The 17120-nt window shown below is 54.2% G+C and carries 18 protein-coding genes; 6 read left to right on the top strand and 12 right to left on the bottom strand.

Annotation, left to right across the window (positions count from 1 at the left end):
* Positions 1 to 362: 362 nt before the first annotated feature.
* Positions 363 to 2603, bottom strand: coding sequence for a nitric-oxide reductase large subunit (locus ACEYDX_RS06705; RefSeq protein ID WP_373741247.1), 2241 nt, complete (start codon positions 2601 to 2603; stop codon positions 363 to 365).
* A gap of 404 nt (positions 2604 to 3007) precedes the next feature.
* Between ACEYDX_RS06705 and nirK the strand changes: the two genes are divergently transcribed.
* The 3 genes from nirK (at position 3008) to ACEYDX_RS06720 (ending at position 5774) form a co-directional block, all read left to right on the top strand.
* A complete protein-coding gene (gene nirK, locus ACEYDX_RS06710) occupies positions 3008 to 4198 on the top strand; it encodes a copper-containing nitrite reductase (protein WP_373741248.1) in 1191 nt (396 codons plus the stop codon).
* 241 nt (positions 4199 to 4439) lie between these two features.
* Positions 4440 to 4901 (top strand): c-type cytochrome, encoded by a 462-nt coding sequence (locus ACEYDX_RS06715; protein WP_373741249.1) that lies wholly within the window; start codon positions 4440 to 4442, stop codon positions 4899 to 4901.
* Positions 4902 to 5021: 120 nt separating this feature from the next.
* On the top strand, positions 5022 to 5774 hold the full coding sequence (locus ACEYDX_RS06720) for a formylglycine-generating enzyme family protein (protein ID WP_373741278.1): 753 nt from the start codon (positions 5022 to 5024) through the stop codon (positions 5772 to 5774).
* A 569-nt stretch (positions 5775 to 6343) separates the two neighbouring features.
* Here ACEYDX_RS06720 and ACEYDX_RS06725 read toward each other — a convergent pair.
* Positions 6344 to 6862, bottom strand: coding sequence for a TetR/AcrR family transcriptional regulator (locus ACEYDX_RS06725; protein ID WP_373741250.1), 519 nt, complete (start codon positions 6860 to 6862; stop codon positions 6344 to 6346).
* Between the two features lie 77 nt (positions 6863 to 6939).
* Here ACEYDX_RS06725 and ACEYDX_RS06730 point away from each other — a divergent pair, with 77 nt between their 5' ends.
* The gene (locus tag ACEYDX_RS06730; protein WP_373741251.1) at positions 6940 to 7449 is read left to right on the top strand and encodes an HPP family protein; all 510 of its coding nucleotides are present in this window, start codon (positions 6940 to 6942) and stop codon (positions 7447 to 7449) included.
* A 125-nt stretch (positions 7450 to 7574) separates the two neighbouring features.
* Here ACEYDX_RS06730 and ACEYDX_RS06735 read toward each other — a convergent pair whose 3' ends face one another.
* From ACEYDX_RS06735 to rpsF, 6 genes are all read right to left on the bottom strand, one after another.
* A complete protein-coding gene (locus tag ACEYDX_RS06735; protein ID WP_373741252.1) occupies positions 7575 to 8420 on the bottom strand; it encodes a 23S rRNA (adenine(2030)-N(6))-methyltransferase RlmJ in 846 nt (281 codons plus the stop codon).
* A gap of 94 nt (positions 8421 to 8514) precedes the next feature.
* Complete coding sequence (fghA, locus tag ACEYDX_RS06740) at positions 8515 to 9357, bottom strand: S-formylglutathione hydrolase (RefSeq protein ID WP_373741253.1); 843 nt, start codon at positions 9355 to 9357, stop codon at positions 8515 to 8517.
* A gap of 706 nt (positions 9358 to 10063) precedes the next feature.
* Entirely contained in the window at positions 10064 to 10516 is a 453-nt protein-coding gene (rplI, locus tag ACEYDX_RS06745) for a 50S ribosomal protein L9 (RefSeq protein ID WP_373741254.1), read from the bottom strand.
* Positions 10517 to 10534: 18 nt separating this feature from the next.
* On the bottom strand, positions 10535 to 10765 hold the full coding sequence (gene rpsR / locus ACEYDX_RS06750; RefSeq protein ID WP_054599043.1) for a 30S ribosomal protein S18: 231 nt from the start codon (positions 10763 to 10765) through the stop codon (positions 10535 to 10537).
* Between the two features lie 5 nt (positions 10766 to 10770).
* The gene (priB, locus tag ACEYDX_RS06755; protein ID WP_373741255.1) at positions 10771 to 11067 is read right to left on the bottom strand and encodes a primosomal replication protein N; all 297 of its coding nucleotides are present in this window, start codon (positions 11065 to 11067) and stop codon (positions 10771 to 10773) included.
* A gap of 12 nt (positions 11068 to 11079) precedes the next feature.
* Entirely contained in the window at positions 11080 to 11454 is a 375-nt protein-coding gene (gene rpsF, locus ACEYDX_RS06760) for a 30S ribosomal protein S6 (protein ID WP_373741256.1), read from the bottom strand.
* On the opposite strand from rpsF, the gene ACEYDX_RS06765 reads away from it, so the two are divergent.
* Positions 11453 to 11653 carry a hypothetical protein gene (locus tag ACEYDX_RS06765; protein WP_373741257.1) on the top strand — a complete coding sequence of 67 codons (201 nt, stop codon included), beginning with the start codon at positions 11453 to 11455 and terminating at the stop codon, positions 11651 to 11653. The two genes, rpsF and ACEYDX_RS06765, sit on opposite strands and share 2 nt — an antisense overlap.
* 81 nt (positions 11654 to 11734) lie before the next feature.
* On the opposite strand, the gene ACEYDX_RS06770 is transcribed toward ACEYDX_RS06765, so the two are convergent.
* Entirely contained in the window at positions 11735 to 12166 is a 432-nt protein-coding gene (locus ACEYDX_RS06770) for a hypothetical protein (protein WP_373741258.1), read from the bottom strand.
* A 159-nt stretch (positions 12167 to 12325) separates the two neighbouring features.
* On the bottom strand, positions 12326 to 13051 hold the full coding sequence (locus tag ACEYDX_RS06775) for a 16S rRNA (uracil(1498)-N(3))-methyltransferase (protein WP_373741259.1): 726 nt from the start codon (positions 13049 to 13051) through the stop codon (positions 12326 to 12328).
* A 110-nt stretch (positions 13052 to 13161) separates the two neighbouring features.
* Here ACEYDX_RS06775 and ACEYDX_RS06780 point away from each other — a divergent pair, with 110 nt between their 5' ends.
* Positions 13162 to 13950 (top strand): inositol monophosphatase, encoded by a 789-nt coding sequence (locus ACEYDX_RS06780; protein WP_373741260.1) that lies wholly within the window; start codon positions 13162 to 13164, stop codon positions 13948 to 13950.
* A 381-nt stretch (positions 13951 to 14331) separates the two neighbouring features.
* On the opposite strand, the gene hpnD is transcribed toward ACEYDX_RS06780, so the two are convergent.
* A complete protein-coding gene (hpnD, locus tag ACEYDX_RS06785; RefSeq protein ID WP_373741261.1) occupies positions 14332 to 15183 on the bottom strand; it encodes a presqualene diphosphate synthase HpnD in 852 nt (283 codons plus the stop codon).
* Between the two features lie 166 nt (positions 15184 to 15349).
* The gene (locus ACEYDX_RS06790; RefSeq protein ID WP_373741262.1) at positions 15350 to 17062 is read right to left on the bottom strand and encodes a proline--tRNA ligase; all 1713 of its coding nucleotides are present in this window, start codon (positions 17060 to 17062) and stop codon (positions 15350 to 15352) included.
* Positions 17063 to 17120: the final 58 nt, after the last annotated feature.

Below are 17120 nucleotides of genomic sequence, written 5' to 3' on the forward strand. Positions count from 1 at the left end.
ACTGATATTCAAGGGAACATAACCGTTGGCTGGATTCCCGCCTGCGCAGGAGTGACGGGGATGGCAGGGTAAATCACGGTTTGGCTGAAACGGCGGGACTGAAGTGCTGTGGCATCGTCAAGGCCGTCTGAATTTCCGGAAGCGGCGGCATGACTGAAACGGAGGGACGGAAACGGTGACGGGGAAAATGCCGCTGCGTCGGCTTGTTGGCGATCGGTGTTTTGGTTTGCCGTATGGCTGGCGAACGGAACGGGCAGGGCGGTATCGACGCCGTTTGAATAAAGGCCGTCTGAAAGTTTTTCAGACGGCCTGCTTTGTTTCCAACGTTATGTTTTACCTATGTTTTAACCCGCAACGGTTTTTCAGGTTCTGTGTTTGGCAAAGACCATTTTGGTGGCCTGCCATGCGAAGCAGAATGCGCCGCCGATGAAGACGAGGTCGGAAACGGTGCGTATCCAGCGCAGGGTGTCGAGCAGTTCCATCTGCATGAACTCTTCGCTGCGGGCGTACCACAGGCCGTGGGTTACGGCCGCCCAGGCCTGGATGCCGCCGACGGGCAGCAGGCTGGTAACAATCATGCCGACGAGACCGCCGTTGAGCAGCCAGAAGCCGCGGGTCATGAGTTTTTCGTCAAATTCCATGTCGGGACGCAGGTAGGCGGCCACCAGGAAAATGAAACCGAGGGCGAGGAAGCCGTAAACGCCGAAAAGGGCAGAGTGGGCGTGGACGGCGGTGGTGTTCAGCCCTTGGATGTAGAAGAGCGAAATCGGCGGGTTGATCATGAAGCCGAATACGCCCGCGCCGATCATGTTCCAGAAGGCGACGGCAACGAAGCACATCAGCGGCCAGCGCAGGCGTTTGGCCCACGGGGTCAGGTTTTGGTACGACCAGTGTTCGTAGGCTTCGCGGCCGAGCAGAATCAGCGGCACGACTTCGAGTGCGGAGAAGCAGGCGCCGATGGCCATGGATGCGGAGGTGGTGCCGGCAAAGTAGAGGTGGTGCAGGGTGCCGGGCACGCCGCCGAGCATGAAGATGGACGCTGAAGCGAGTGTGCCTGCGGTGGCGGTGCTGCGGCGCAGGAAGCCTAAGTTGTAGAAAATAAAGGCGAATGCGGCGGTGGCGAATACTTCGAAGAAACCTTCCACCCACAGGTGCACCACCCACCAGCGCCAGTATTCCATCACGGTGATGGGCGAGTGTTCGCCGTAAAACAGGCCGGGAGCGTAGAAGAGGCCGACGCCTGCCATGGAGGCGACGAAAATGGCGAGCAGGTTTTTGTCGGTATTTTTTTCTTTAAACGCGCCGATGGTGCAGCGAACCATCAGGAAGAGCCACAATACCAGGCCGACGAACAGCAGAATTTGCCAGAAGCGGCCGAGGTCGAGATATTCGTAGCCTTGGTGTCCGAACCAGAAATTCAGTTCGGGCGGGATGGCGTGGCTTAAGGCGAGGAAGTTGCCGCCGTAGGAACCGAGTACCACGATAAACAGGGCGATATACAGGAAGTTTACGCCTGAGCGCTGGAATTTCGGGTCTTTGCCGCCGTTGACGATGGGCGCGAGAAACAGGCCGGCGGTCAGGAAGCCGGTGGCAATCCAGAAGATGGCGGACTGGATGTGCCACGTGCGCACGAGTGCGTAGGGAAACCAGTCGGAAATATTGATGCCGTAGAACTGCTGGCCTTCAACGGTGTAGTGTGCGGTCAGGCCGCCGAGCAAGACCTGTGCGACAAACAGCGCGGCGGTCAGAAAAACATATTTTCCCAATGCTTTTTGCGACGGCGTAAGCTGGATTTTGCCGAGCGGGTCTTCAGACGGCGCAGACACTTCTTCGTGTTTGCTCAGGAAGGCGTAGCCCCACATCAGCAAGCCGATGCCGGCCAAGAGCAGCACCACGCTGGCAATCGACCATACATAGTTTTCGGTGGTCGGCACATTGTTGATTAAAGGTTCGTGCGGCCAGTTGTTGGTGTAGGTAAAGGTTTCGCTCGGGCGGTTGGCGGAGGATGCCCATGCCGTCCAGAAGTAGAAATTGGTCAGTTTTTTGCGCGCTTCTTCGCTAGGAAGGGTGTTGTTCTTCATGGCGAAGTGTTCGCGGGTGGCAATCATCGACGGGTCGTTGCCGTAGAGCGTGATGTAATACGGGGCAACCTGTTCGATGGCTTTGACGCGCGTATCGCTCAAAACCACCGTGCCGTCTTCTTTGATACGGCTCTGCTCGCGGTATTCGTGGGCTGCACGGGCTTTGAGTACGGCCTGCTGTTCGCCGTTCAGTTCGGCGAATTTTTTACCGTGTTCGGCTTGTGCGGCAATATCGAGCCATGCAACCAGTTCGCGGTGCAGCCAGTCGGCCGTCCAGTCGGGGGCCTGGTATGCGCCGTGGCCGAAAATCGAACCGACTTCCATACCGCCCGTGGTCTGCCATGCGGACTGTCCGGCCAGAATATCGGCTTTGGTCATCACGGTTTGCCCTGAAGCGGAAACGACTTTTTCAGGATAGGGCGGCGCCTGTTTGTACACCTCGTTGCCCATGTAGCCGAGGATGGTGAAGGTAATGGTCAGTACTGCAATCAGCAGCAGCCACAGCTTTTTATACTGTCCCATTTTGTGCTCCTTGGTGGTTTTGGTTTTGGATGTTTAAATTCACTAAATATGAATGTTAAAAAATTGTAGCACAGCGTTTGTTAGAACAAGAGAGTAGGCCGTCTGAAAAAACAGGATTGTTTGATATAGGTAAAACTTTGTTGAAAATTTAGGGATTGACGGTTTCAGACGGTCTTGCTTTCCGATGGTTGGGAAGGGTGTTGGAAACGGGATTTGTCAGGGGATTCTGTCGGATAGGGGATGGATAAGGCAGGATTCGGATAATTTAGATTCAGATTTGATGCACTAATTGACGTAAGTCAAAACGGTTTGTAACGGTCCTAGACATAATACGGCAAAACTACAGACAGTTTCACAGTTGTACAGTCAGTGTTAAATAAACCGTAAAGCAAAGGAAACAAATCATGAAACGCCATACCTTAGCCGCAATCATTGCTTCAGTGTTTGTTTTGGCTGCCTGCGGACAGCAGGGTGCGCAGAAACCTGCCGATGCGTCCCAAGCCGCCGCAACTTCCGCCGCTCCCGAACAGAAAGCGGAGGCCGAAACCCCAGCGGGCGAACTGCCTGTGGTGGATGCCGTGATGACCAAAGCGCCGATGGTTCCGCCGCCGATCGACCGTAAAACGCCGGCCAAAGTGGTTGTGAAAATGGAAGTGATTGAAAAAGTCATGAAGATGGCCGACGGTGTGGACTACAAATACTGGACGTTCGGCGGCGATGTTCCCGGCCAGATGATTCGCGTGCGCGAAGGCGACACCGTGGAAGTGGAATTCTCCAACCATCCGTCGTCCACCGTGCCGCACAATGTCGATTTCCATGCGGCCACCGGCCCGGGCGGCGGTGCGGCGGCATCGTTTACCGCACCCGGCCGCACCACCAAGTTCAGCTTTAAAGCACTGCAACCCGGCCTGTATATCTACCACTGCGCCACCGCGCCCGTAGGCATGCACATCGCCAACGGTATGTACGGCCTGCTGTTGGTCGAACCGAAAGAAGGTTTGCCGAAAGTGGACAAAGAGTTCTACATCGTACAGGGCGATTTCTACACCAAAGGCAAATACGGCGAAGCCGGTTTGCAGGACTTCGATTTGGACAAAGCGGTTAAAGAGCAGCCCGATTACGTTGTCTTCAACGGCCATGTCGGTGCGATTGCGGGCGATAACGCCCTGAAAGCCAAAGTCGGCGAAAAAGTGCGTATGTATGTGGGTAACGGCGGCCCGAACCTGGTGTCTTCGTTCCACGTTATCGGTGAAATCTTCGACGAAGTCCGTGTCGAAGGCGGCGATTTGATTAACAAAAACGTTCAGAGCACGCTGATTCCCGCAGGCGGTGCGGCGATGGTTGATTTCAAACTGGATGTTCCGGGCAGCTTCACGCTGGTCGATCACTCCATTTTCCGTGCGTTCAACAAAGGCGCGCTCGGACAGCTGGTTGTGGAAGGTCCGGAAAACAAAGAAATCTTCTCCGGACAATTGAGCGACACCGCATACCAGCCTGCCGGCGGCGCGGCTTCGGGTGCAGCGCCTGCTGCTCCTGCGGCGGCTTCTCCCGCTGCGGCATCGCCCGCATCCGGTGCGAAACCGCAAGGCTATTGATTTGTTTGAGACAGCATCGGGCCGGAGTTTCCGGCTCCGCCCGATGTTGCGGAAACGGTTAAACCGGCGGGCAAAGCTCGGTGTATTGCAGGTTTCCGATTTGTTCAGGCTGTTTTTCAAAACGGTTCGGTTATTTTCCGGAACGTTGTGCAAAACGGTTTGAGGCCGTCTGAAAACGGTTTGCAGCGTACCGGAACCATCAAAGCATATTTCAAAAACAAAAACCTTTAGGAACACCGCCATGAAACGATATGCTTTTGCCCTGATTCTGCTTGTGCTGGCCGCATGCGGTGGAGGAGAGCGGCAGAGTGCCGTTCCCGCATCCGCTGCACAGACTGTCGCGCCCGCTGCGGCATCTGCTGCAGAGCCGCAGGTTGACGCCAAATATCAGGCAGGCAAAAAAGTGTACGACGCCAACTGCAAGGCCTGCCACGGAGCGGACGGCCACGGTATCACGCCGTCCATCCCGCCTTTGGCGAAATCGGATTATCTCAACGACAAATCCGCCGCCATACGCGCCGTTGCTCAAGGCATCAGGGGCAAAATCACGGTAAACGGCAAAGAATACGACAGCATTATGCCCGCCACGCCGATTAGCGACGAAGAAGCTGCTGCCGTTTTGAGCTATGTTTACAACCATTTCGGCAATTCCGGCGGCGAAGTAACGGCGGCTGAAGTGGCTAAAGAACGGGCGGCGGAGTAAAGCCGCAGCCGGTGTTCCGCGAAACCGTTCCGCCTGATGAGTACGAACCGTCCGTATCCGGCCTTTTCAGACGGCATCAGGCCGTCTGAAAACACCCGAACCCAGCAAAGGGGCACAACCATGAATACCAAAATCCTGTTTCTCGTTTTCTCTCTGGCCGCCTCTGGCAGCGTATCGGCTGCGGCGGAAATGGCAGCGGTCAAAGGCGGCAGCTACCGCCCGCTGTACCTGAAAAAAGAAACCCCGATGATTACGGTGAAGCCCTACCGTCTCGACAAATTGCCTGTAACCAACGGCGAATTCGCCGCATTCGTCAAGGCCAATCCGCAATGGCAGCGCGGTAAAGTGTCGTCGAAACAGGCCGAACCGGGCTATCTGCGCCATTGGGTGCAGAACGACGGTACGGTTGCCCCCAAAGCAGGCGAGTTGAAACAGCCCGTAACTAATGTTTCATGGTTTGCCGCCCATGCCTATTGCGCCGCGCAAGGCAAACGTCTGCCTACCATCGACGAATGGGAATTTGCCGGGCAGGCATCCGCTACCAAAGCCAACGGTACATCCGAACCGGGCTATAACCGCACGATTCTCGACTGGTACGCCGACGGCCGCAAAAAAGGCCTGCGAAACGTAGGCCAGGGCAAAGCCAATTATTGGGGCGTTCACGACATGCACGGCATGATTTGGGAATGGACGGAAGATTTCAACAGCAGCCTGCTTGCTTCGGGCAGCAGTGGTCAAAACATGTTTTGCAGCGGCGCATCCACCGGTTCCACCGACCCGGGCAACTACGCCGCATTCATGCGCTACGGCATCCGCACCAGCCTGCAGGCGAAATACGTGCTCAACAATTTAGGTTTCCGCTGCGCAAAATAACGGCGGAAAACAACGGTTTCCACGCAAATGGAAAAGCAGAGAAGCAGCTTAACGGCGGTACTCGGGTACCGCCGCTTTTTTTGCGGGTTGTTTGGATATTGATGCGGACTTCGTGATGTCCGTTCCAGCGTTCGGAGAACAGGTTAAAGCAGGAGTCTGGCTTGGATATGCAGAATTTGGATATTGCGTCGATACTTACTTGCGCCACTCCTGCATAGGCAGGGATGCATTCTTGATATTCACGAGTGCGTATTAAAAATAAAAGGCCGTGTTTAGAATATTATGTTGATGAATAACCGGCGAGATCGGTTTCTCTGATTCCCGTCATGCCCGCACGGCAGGAATCCATGTTTGAAAACCGGTATCTTGGTTTAAACAAGCAGTTGTGAATATTAAAGATGGATTCCCACCTGCGCGGAAATGACGGAAGTTTGGGGAAATCCGTCTTACCGGTATTGTCAACGACAGATCACACTACGGCCTTTCGGGTACAGGCCGTCTGAAACAGCCGCACGACTTTCGGTAGTCAGGCCGTCTGAAATGTTTTTCAGACGGCCTGTTTGGTTTGCTCAGCTTGATTGAAACACACTGGTCAAATCCCTCTGTCCGGCTTGTGCGGCGGCTATCATGCCTTCCCCGAGCAGGAAGGTGCGGTCGGCTTGCGCGGCGGCACCTGCTGTGCCTGCGTGCTGCATGCGTTCGTACAAAATGCGGCGGATTTCGCGTTTGTGCGCGGCGGCGGTACGGTTGGGTTCGCTGTCGGTTGCGGAAAATTCGGCGCAGGCGTTGAGAAACAGGCAGCCGCAGAAGCCGTTTTCCTGCGTCCAGGCGGCGATGAAATCCAAATAGGCTTCCGCGGTTTTTTCTTCGGGCCGGCGGGAAAGTGCGGCCTGCATTTTGTTGATGAAGTCGTGATGGCGGTAGTCCATTACCGCGGCAATCAGCCCGTCTTTGCTGCCGAAATGGGCGTACAGGGTACGTTTGGTTACGCCGGCCTGTTGGGCCAGCAGTTCCACGCCGCAGGCATGGAAGCCTTGCCGGTAAAAGGTTTGGTAGGCGGTTTCAATGATTTTTTGTCGTGTATCCATCGGATTTCCTTGTGTGAATATACCGAACGGTGTAGTATAAAAGTACACCGTTCGGTTTACTTTATAGGAGACGATTGATGAATTCAAACCGTAAGCTGTTTCAGCCGTATGAAAGTTGTCCCGCACGCTTGCCGTGGAAAAGTATTGCTTTTGCTTGGTTTGGTGCGGTGCTGGCAACGGCGGCATTTTCGTATGCGCATTTTTCTTTGCATCAGATGCTTATTTTAGGATCGTTCGGGGCAAGCTGCCTGTTGGTGTTTGCTTATCCGCAAAGCCCGTTTGCCCAACCGCGCAATGTGGTCGGTGGTCATTTTATCGCTACGGCAACGGGCTTGGCGTTTTTCACGGTGTTCGGTGCGGAATGGTGGAGCATGGCTTTGGCAGTGGGGACGGCGGTTGCTTTGATGCTGGTCACCCGTACGGCGCACCCGCCTGCGGGGTCGAATCCTTTGATTGTGGCTTTGGCAGGTGCCGGTTGGGATTTTCTGTTCACACCTACGTTGTTCGGTTCGTTGATTTTGGTATCGGTGGCGCTGGTTTACAACAATTTCGGTCAAGGACGGCGTTATCCGTCTTACTGGTGGTAGGCGGGCGAAAAGTAACATTCGGGAAAACGCTGTGCAGACACAGAATCGTTGCTGCCGTTGTTTCCATGCGAATGGGAATCGCGGCAGTGTTTCGTTACGCCGTTGCGGTGCGGTTGGAAAAACCGTCAGGCCGTCTGAACGTCCAATACAAACCGCGCGCCGCCGTCCTGTGCCAGCAGGCCGGTCAGGGACGGCAGGTTTTGCTGCAACTGTTCCGCCAACAGATAGGGCGGGTTGGCGATGAACATTCCGCTGCCGTGCATGCCGAAGCCGTCGGCGCGGGGGCTGCGGACGTGGAGTTCGGCATGCAGGTAGTTTTGCGGCGACAGCTTTTTCAGGGTGTCGGGCAGGGTGTGGCTTTCTTCGCGGCTCAGGCAGGGATACCAAATCAGGTAACAGCCTTGGGCGAAGCGTTTCAAGGCGTTTTTCAGCGCATCGGCGGTGCGGCGGTAATCCTGTTTTTCTTCGTAGGGCGGGTCGATCAGGACGACGGCGCGGCGGGTCGGCGGCGGGAGCAGGGCGGTCAGGCTTTGCCAGCCGTCGCTTTGGCTGACCGTGCCGCGCCGTTTCAATCCGGCTTCGGCCATGTTGTTTTGCAGGTGTTGGAAGTCGGCGGGGTGCAGCTCGAACAGGCGCAGTTTGTCGTTGTCGCGGGTCATGGCTTGAGCCAGCCACGGGGAACCGCAGTAAAGATGGTCGGCGGGAAGGATGTTTTTCAGACGGCCTCTGAATGCAGCCAGTTCGGCAGGCAGGTTTTCCGCTTGTTGCAGCCGCTGCCAACCTTGGCGGTATTCGCCGATTTTTTGTGCTTCGCTGCCGTTCAGGTCGTAAAGCCCCGCACCGCTGTGGGTATCGATATACCAATAGGGTTTGTCTTTGCGGTTGAAATAGGCGAGCGTGAGACAGAGTACGAAATGTTTGAGCATATCGGCATGGTTGCCGGCATGGTAGGCGTGGCGGTAGCTGAGCATGGTAAGGCCGTCTGAAAATCGGAATGGGGCCGGATGGTCGGAATGGGCCGTCTGAAAAGTATCCGGCGGTTTTCAGACGGCCTGTGTGCGGACGTTACAGCCCTAAGGCATCGGCGTGGAATTCGATGTGTACGTCGATAAAGCTGGCAAGGAAATGGTAGCCGTGGTCATAGCCGTCGCGCAGGCGGTATTGGATGTTGAAACCGGCGGCGCGGGCGGCGGCAACAAACGCTTCTGGTTGCAGGGTGTCGGGATAAAGCGGGTCGGCGCTGCCTTGGTCTATCAGTACGGGCAGTTTGTGCGCAGCGGTTTTGACCAGCTCCGTGCTGTCGTACTGCGCCAAAACATCGGGACGGTTGCCCAAATAGGCAGCCAGTGAAGCTCGGACGCGAGCATCGGCAGTCGGACGGCAGAGCGGAGCGAAGGCGGAAACGGCGGCATAGCGGCCGGGATTTTTCAGCGCGATTGCCAATGCGCCGTGGCCGCCCATGCTGTGACCGCCGATGCTGCGCAAATCGGTAACGGGAAAATGCGCTTCGATCAAGGCGGGCAGTTCGTGCACGATGTAGTCGTACATGCGGTAGTGTTCCGCCCACGGATTTTCGGTGGCGTTGACATAGAACCCCGCACCCTGTCCGAGAAACTCGTCTTCCGAATCGGGAACGTTTGCACCGCGCGGAGAAGTATCGGGCATGACCAGCGCGATACCCCATTGTGCGGCAAAACGCTGCGCGCCTACTTTAAGTGTGAAATTTTCGTCATCGGAAGCGATGCCTGATAGCCAGTACAGAACGGGGACGCGGTAACCGAGTGCAGTTTGCGGCGGCAGATACACGGAAAAAACCATTTCGGTACGGCAGCTTTCCGAATCATGACGGTAACGCGCCTGGGTGCCGTTGAAGAGTTTGGATTGGGAAATTAAAACGGGGGCGTTCATGGTTTTTCTTTCGTCTTTTTCAGACGGCATGATAGCAGAAAAAGGCCGTATTCAGGCCGTCTGAAACCGTGTTGCAAAACGCATAAAAATCTATGCACAAACTCTGTGGATAACTTTGTGTATAAGCCTTTAATAAACTGAAAAAAACCTTTAGCAACAAACCTGCCATTAAACTGCCTGAAAAATAGTCAATTTTTATTTAATAAAATCAATGATTTATTATTTTTTAAGTTTAGGGTTAGCAGTTGGCGGAAAATTCTAAGGGAAATCAAAGCGGTGGAAAATTTTTCTGGAAAGGCGGTTGACAGGGGTGAAAACAGCGGAAAAACAGGACGGAAAACAACCCGTCTTTCCGTATTCCTTTGTCCCTTAAAGGTTTATGACAAATTGGATTTTTGTCATAAAAAAACCGGCTGGTAATGAAGGCTGTATTTGGAGATTGTGCAGGCAGTACAGGTAAGACGGATTTCGCCAATTTTCATCATTTCTGTGTAGGCAGGAACTCATGTCTGAAATCCGGTATCTTTAGATTTTTAATACGTACTTGTAAATATTACAGCCGGACTCTTACCTGCATGAACATGAGGAACGATGAAAATTCAGACGGCCTTTTAGTTATGTAAGCATCAACACTATATCCAAACACGGCCAAACTAAAAGGCCGCCTGAAATTCTCAGACGGCCTTCGGGTGCGGATAAAACCGTATTATTCGACAGCAGCTACCACGGCTACGGTAATTTTCGCTACGGCATCGGTGTGCAAAGCCACTTCGACTTCGTATTCGCCGACGGCTTTGAGCGGGCCGTCAGGCAGGCGTACATTGGCTTTAACGGCTTCTACGCCTGAAGCAACTATTGCAGCAGCGATGTCGGCATTGGTAACGGAACCGAACAGGCGGCCGTCAACACCGGCTTTTTGCGCGATGGTAACGGTTTGACCGTCGAGTTTTTCTTTACGGGCGGTTGCATCGGCAACAATTTCAGCCTGTTTGGCTTCCAGTTCGGCACGGCGTGCTTCGAATTCGGCTTTGTTGGCTTCGGTGGCGCGTTTGGCTTTGCCGCTGGGAATCAGGAAGTTACGGGCGTAGCCGTTTTTCACGGTTACGATGTCGCCCAAATTGCCCAAGCCGCCGATTTTTTCTAACAGGATAATTTGCATTTCACTAATCTCCGTGAATTACTTGTGTTGGTCGGTGTAAGGCAGCAGGGCAAGGAAACGCGCACGTTTCACGGCAACGGCCAGTTGGCGTTGGTAGTGCGCTTTGGTGCCGGTGATGCGGGCGGGAATGATTTTGCCGTTTTCAGAGATGAAATCTTTCAGCAAATCAACTTGTTTGTAATCCACTTCTTGGATTTTTTCAGCCGTAAAACGGCAGAATTTTCTGCGTTTGAATGATTGACGGGCCATGATGGTTAACCTTTATATTCTTGAATATTCTGTATCCGCAGTACCGGATGGGGGAAGCGGTGGTTTCTTTGGGCCAGAAAACCCGTTACTTCGACCGCTTCGTCTTGCCGGAACTGCCACGCTTCAGCGTCTTTGCCGAGTATCCTTGCCGATATTTCAAACGTTACCAGACATTGCTGGCCGTTTTCCTGCTGCCATGATTCGTGTTTGAGTAGCAAGTCCAATATGGGTATACCTGCGGGAGTGTATCTCAAGGTGCCGCATTTGGCGATTCGGGCGGTAAGGACGAGAAGGTTGTTCAACGGTTCGGGTGGTTAGGCTTCAACGGTTTCTTCAGCGGGAGCCGATCCGTCGAGCAGGTTTTTTGCTTTTTCGCCGCCAAGCATCGGGGATGCTTCGGTAACGGCGTGTTTGGTTTTGATGGTCAGGTGGCGTAATACCGCATCGTTGAAGCGGAAAGCGGTTTCCAGCTCTTCAACCACTTCGGGGGTGGTTTCGATGTTCATCAAAACATAGTGTGCTTTGTGGATTTTGTTGATGGGGTAGGCCAGTTGGCGGCGTCCCCAGTCTTCCAGACGGTGGATGGTGCCTTTGGCTTCGGTAATCATGGTTTTGTAACGTTCGATCATGGCCGGCACTTGCTCGCTTTGGTCAGGATGAACGATAAACACGATCTCGTAATGACGCATGTTATCTCCTTACGGTTTGAAAACAGCTTTCCGTCATGCGGAAACGGAAAGCAAGGTTGGAAAACAGCGGATTATAGCGGTTTTAGGCATGCAGGGCAAGCGGTGTCGGCAGTTGTTTTCTGAAAAGATATGGCTGTCGCAGGGACGGATATCGCAGGATATTTTGATTCCGATGTTTATTTTACAACCGACAGGATGACTGCAATTGGCGGTATATGGTTTTTCAGACGGCCTGGGTATGGCGGCCGTACATCGTAGAATGGTTTCAAAGAAGGTGTTTTTAAGGATGTAACTCTTTTACTTTTCTGCCTTTTTTGTCGTAGAAAACCCGCCGTACCGATGTCCCTTTTTGATAGAGCACGCGCATTTTGCCTTGTTTGGTATGGATGGTTGCCCAGCCTTGTGCGACGCCGTTTTTCAGGGGGGTATGGGAGTGCAGCGAACCGTCGGCGTTGTAAACGTCGAAATAACGGTCGTAGATGCCGTTTTTGACTACGGTTTTGAAGGTGCGGCCGTTGCTGGCTTTGCCGCTGAATTTGCCGTCTTTCTGGCCTTTGGGCGCAAGAATCAGGTGCATGGTGTAGCCCTGTTTTTTGCCCGCCCGTTTCGAGGGGATGGAAAGTTTGTCGGCCAGATTTTCGAATTTTTCCGACAAAATGCCGCAGCCGCCGAGCAGGAACAGCAGCGGAATAAGGAATATGCTGTTTTTCATGAAGATACCTGTGGTGTAATGTGTCCGCAATTAAGTGCGGTAGGTAGTTTTGCTTTAAATTATATACGTATGGAATAGTTTTGTGCAGGCCGGCGGATGTACGGTCTTTTTTCTGAACAGGCCGTCTGAACGCATCTGTCTTGCCGCAGCCGTTGCATTCTAACCAAAATCTCCCCACAGTGTCTGCATGGCTGCGATGGCGGCAAGGCTTGCGGTTTCGGTGCGCAGGATGCGTTTTCCCAGTGTAACGGCTTGAAAACCCGCATCAAATGCCTGTGTTTCTTCTGCCGCCGTCCATCCGCCTTCGGGGCCGACCATGAAGATGATGCCGTCTGAAAGCGGTTGGATTCGGGTGAGTGTTTGGGGACGGTTGAGGCTCATCAGTAGTTTGGTGCGGTTGTCGGGTAGAGTGGCGAGTGCGTCGGAATAGGACAACAGCGGCAGTACTTCGGGAATCACGTTGCGCCCACTCTGTTCGCACGCAGAGATGACGATTTCCTGCCAGCGGGAGATGCGTTTGTCGGCGCGTTCCCCTGTCAGACGGACGATACTGCGGCTGCTGATGACGGGTTGGATGCGGTTTACGCCCAGTTCCACGCTTTTTTGCAGGGTAAAATCCATTCGCTCTCCCGAGGAAACGGCCTGTATGAGCGTGATGTCGAGCGGGGATTCGTTGCAGACGGCCTCTTCGCGCAATACTGTGGCGGTGGCGCGGCGTTTTTCAAGTATGTCCAAACGGGCGGGATAGGCGTTGCCGTTGCCGTTGAATAGGACGATTTCTTCGCCGCTGCGCAGCCGCAGTACATTCAGGTGTCGCACGACATTGTCGGGCAGTTCGGTTTGGCCGCCTTCGGCCAACTCGGCGGAAACGTAGAATCGGGACATCTCTTTATTTCGGGGCTTGACGTATAATATATGCCGTATTATCGGCATGTGTGCGGCAAAATGGCAAGCTGCGGAACGCATGGGATTGAGTTTTGCAATAGGTAGAAAAAGTGTTAGACCGATTGTTGGAAGTGGTGCGCAAGATAGCCGCCGAAGAAGTGATGCCGCGTTTTCTGAATACGCCGTCTGAACGGAAAAGCGACGGTTCTCTTTTGTCGGAAGCGGATTTGGCCGCCCAAGATGCGTTTGCGGCGGCATTGCCGCTGTTGCACGACAGCCCGATGCTGGGCGAAGAAATGACGCCGCGCGAACAGGAAGATTTGTGGCGGCGTGGTGCGCGCGGGCTGTGGATTGTCGATCCCATTGACGGAACCAACAATTTTGTCAACGGATTGCCGCACTTCGCCGTGTCGGTGGCTCTGGTCAGGCAGGGACGGCCGCTGTTGGGTGTGGTTTACAATCCTGTCAGCGGAGAATGTTTTTATGCCGAACGGGGAAAGGGCGCGTTTCTCAACGGCCGTCCGCTGCCGTTGCGCAGTGTGCCGAAAAAACTGCATGAAGCCGTTGCGGGGGTGGAAATCAAATATCTGCGTTCCGGAAAACTTTCCAGCCGTCTGAACACGCTGGCACCGTTCGGAACCATCCGCAGCATGGGCAGCAGCACGCTTGACTGGTGTTATCTTGCCAGCGGCCGTTACGATATTTATGTGCACGGCGGCCAAAAATTGTGGGACTACGCCGCAGGTGCTCTGATTTTCGAAGAAGCCGGCGGCATGCTGGCCACGCTTGAAGGCGATGAATTTTGGAGTGGCAAACACGTTTTCAAGCGTTCTGTTGTTGCCGCGCTGCAACCGGAACTGTTTGACTTGTGGTTGAAATGGATTAGAAATAACCAATAAGCATTTTCTTGTGGGCGCAATTTTATATGGAATATGATGATTTTCTGAATAGCTTTCAGCATAAAATAATGCAGACAGGCCGTCTGAGGAAATGAAAAATCATATTCGGATAATTTTAGGCTTTAAATGCTTTGCTCTAAACATTCAAATCATTGCACAGCTTAACGGCATTTAAAACTTAAGCGGTTAGAATAGACCCTGCTGATGAACACCGCTCTTTTATCCCTTTTGGGCGGTGCAGCAAGTAAGACGTTTTCCCGCAATGTATTGGCCATTCATACTTCTCCCTTGGTATGAATGGTTTTTTTTATCCGAAAAAAGCAAAGGCCGTCTGAAAATATTTTCAGACGGCCTTTGTGCTGGAAGTCGAAATGTTTTTGTCTAAGGCTTGAAACCGAGCAGCCATGTTTTCAACGCAATCCGTTTTTTGCGGGAAGAAGGGATGGCGATTTTGTATTTCAACACGTTTTGTGCGCCGTCGCGGTCGATTTCGTTCAGCAGGGCATAGTAAATCGCGGCCATCACCAAGCCCGCTTTTTGCGGTTTTCTGTCGGCAGCGGGAAGAAGTGCGGCGGCTTCGCGGTAAATCTCGCGGGCGCGTCGGATTTGGAACTGCATCAGTTCGGAAAACTCGGGCGTGGGGGTGTACCGCAATACGCTTTGGGCGGGTACATTGAAGCGTTGCAACTCTTCGACAGGCAGATAGATGCGGCCGTTGCGGGCATCTTCGCCGACATCACGGATGATGTTGGTCAGTTGCAATGCAAGGCCGAGTTTGTCGGCATATTCCAAAGTTTGCGGGTCGGAAAAACCCAGTATGCGGGCAATAAGCCGGCCGACGACACCGGCCACACGGTAACAGTAAAGCTGCAAATCGGCAAAAGTACCGTAGCGGGACTGTTCCAAATCCATCTGCATGCCGTTGATGATTTCTTCCAACTCGTTTACCGGAAAGGAAAAATTCCGGGCAATGGTTTTCATCGCTTGGTTGGCCGGATGTTCGGGCGTTGCGCCGTCAGTAAAAACCTTGGCCAAATCCAGCCGCCACCATGCCAGCGCAGCCGCAGCGACTTCGGGATTGGAGCAGCCGTCCACCGCATCGTCCAGTTCGCGGCAGTAGGCATATAAAACCGTCATCGCATCCCGCTTTTGCGGCGGCAGAAAACGGAATCCGGCCAAAAAACTGGATTTGCTTTCGGCGGCTTTGAGTCGGCAATATTCAAGCGGCTGCACGTTTTTTCCTGTGGCGGTTTTAGGGTGGGGGGATTTTATCGGGAAACGGATGCGATAACAAATCAGGCCGTCTGAAAACTTCCGGCTGTGCAGAAACTGCACGGCGTTTGTTTTCAGACGGCCTTTTTCAGACGGCCTGTGTTTGTCATTAAAGTCAAACGGCTATTCAACCTTTCAGAGCGGCAACTACTTTGGCAGCGACTTCCGCTACGGAAACGCTTTGCGCTTCGGCATCGGTGCGGCGGGCGTATTCCACCGTGCCTTCTTTCAGACCACGGTCGCCGATGACGATGCGGTGGGGGATGCCCAAGAGTTCGCTGTCGTTGAGCAGCACGCCGGCGCGTTCGTCGCGGTCGTCGAGCAGCACGTCCACGCCTGCAGCCAGCAGGTCGGCGTAGATTTGGTCGGCGGCCTCCTTTACGGCTTCGGATTTTTTGTAGTTCATCGGTACGATAACGGCGGCAAACGGTGCCATGGCGTTTGTCCAGATGATACCGCGGTCGTCGTGGTTTTGTTCGATGGCAGCGGCCACGATGCGGGTGATGCCGATGCCGTAGCAGCCCATTTCCATGATCTGCGCTTTGCCGTTGTTGTCCAAAAACGTGGCGTTCAGGGCTTTGGAATATTTGTCGCGAAGCTGGAACACGTGGCCGACTTCGATGCCGCGCGCGAGTTTCAGACGGCCTTGTCCGCAGGGGCTGGGGTCGCCTTCGACGACGTTGCGCAGATCGACGAATTCGGGTTCGGCGGCATCGCGGCCGAAGTTGAAGCCGGTGTAGTGCCAGTCGTTTTCGTTTGCGCCGATCACGGTGTCGGCGAGTTTTTCGCAGGCGTAGTCGGCATAGACTTTGCCTTTGAAACCGACGGGGCCGAGCGAGCCGCCGTCGGCGCCGAAGGCCGTCTGAACGGCTGCGGGCGAGGCCATGGTGAGCGGGGATTTCACGGCGGCCAGTTTTTCGGCTTTGATGTCGTTGAACTCGTGGTCGCCGCGCAACAGCAGCAGCACGAGTTCGCCTTCTTCCGCGCCTTCGACGACGATGGATTTGAGCGTTTTTTCAATCGGAATGTTCAGGAATTCCACCAGTGCGGCGATGGTTTTTACATTGGGCGTGTGCACTTTGGCGAGCGTTTCCTGCGCGGCGGCGCGTTCGCCCGTTTGCGGCAGGGTTTGTGCCAGTTCCACATTGGCAGCGTAATCGGAAGCGTCGCTGTACGCAATCACGTCTTCGCCGCTGTCGGCCAAAACTTGGAATTCATGCGAACCGGTGCCGCCGATGCTGCCGGTGTCGGCGGCGACGGGGCGGTAGTTGAGACCGAGGCGGTCGAACACGCGGCAGTAGGCATCGTACATATCCTGATAAGTCTGTTCCAGCGAAGCGAAATCGGCGTGGAACGAGTAGGCATCCTTCATCACGAATTCGCGCGCGCGCATCACGCCGAAACGGGGGCGCACTTCGTCGCGGAATTTGGTTTGGATGTGGTAGAAATTTTTCGGTAGCTGTTTATAGCTGGTGATTTCCTTGCGCACGATGTCGGTGATGACTTCTTCGCAGGTCGGCCCCATGCAGAAATCCGCGTCTTTACGGTCTTTGATGCGCAGCAGCTCTTTGCCGTAAAACTCCCAGCGGCCGCTTTCCTGCCACAATTCGGCGGGCTGGACCACAGGCATCAGCAATTCAATTGCGCCCGCGCGGTTCATTTCTTCGCGCACCACGTTCTCCACTTTGCGCAATACGCGCAAACCCATCGGCATCCAAGTGTACAGACCGGAGGCGTTGGCTTTGATCAAACCCGCGCGGATCATGAGCTGATGGCTGGGCAGCGAGGCTTCGGCGGGCGCTTCTTTGAGGGTGGAGATGAAGAATTGTGAGGCTTTCATAATGTTTCGGCGGGTGTGTAAAATAAAGTCGGCATTGTACCGCAATGCGGGCGGTTTA

It is taken from the genome of Neisseria sp. (assembly GCF_041804105.1).
Taxonomy (GTDB): Bacteria; Pseudomonadota; Gammaproteobacteria; order Burkholderiales; family Neisseriaceae; genus Neisseria.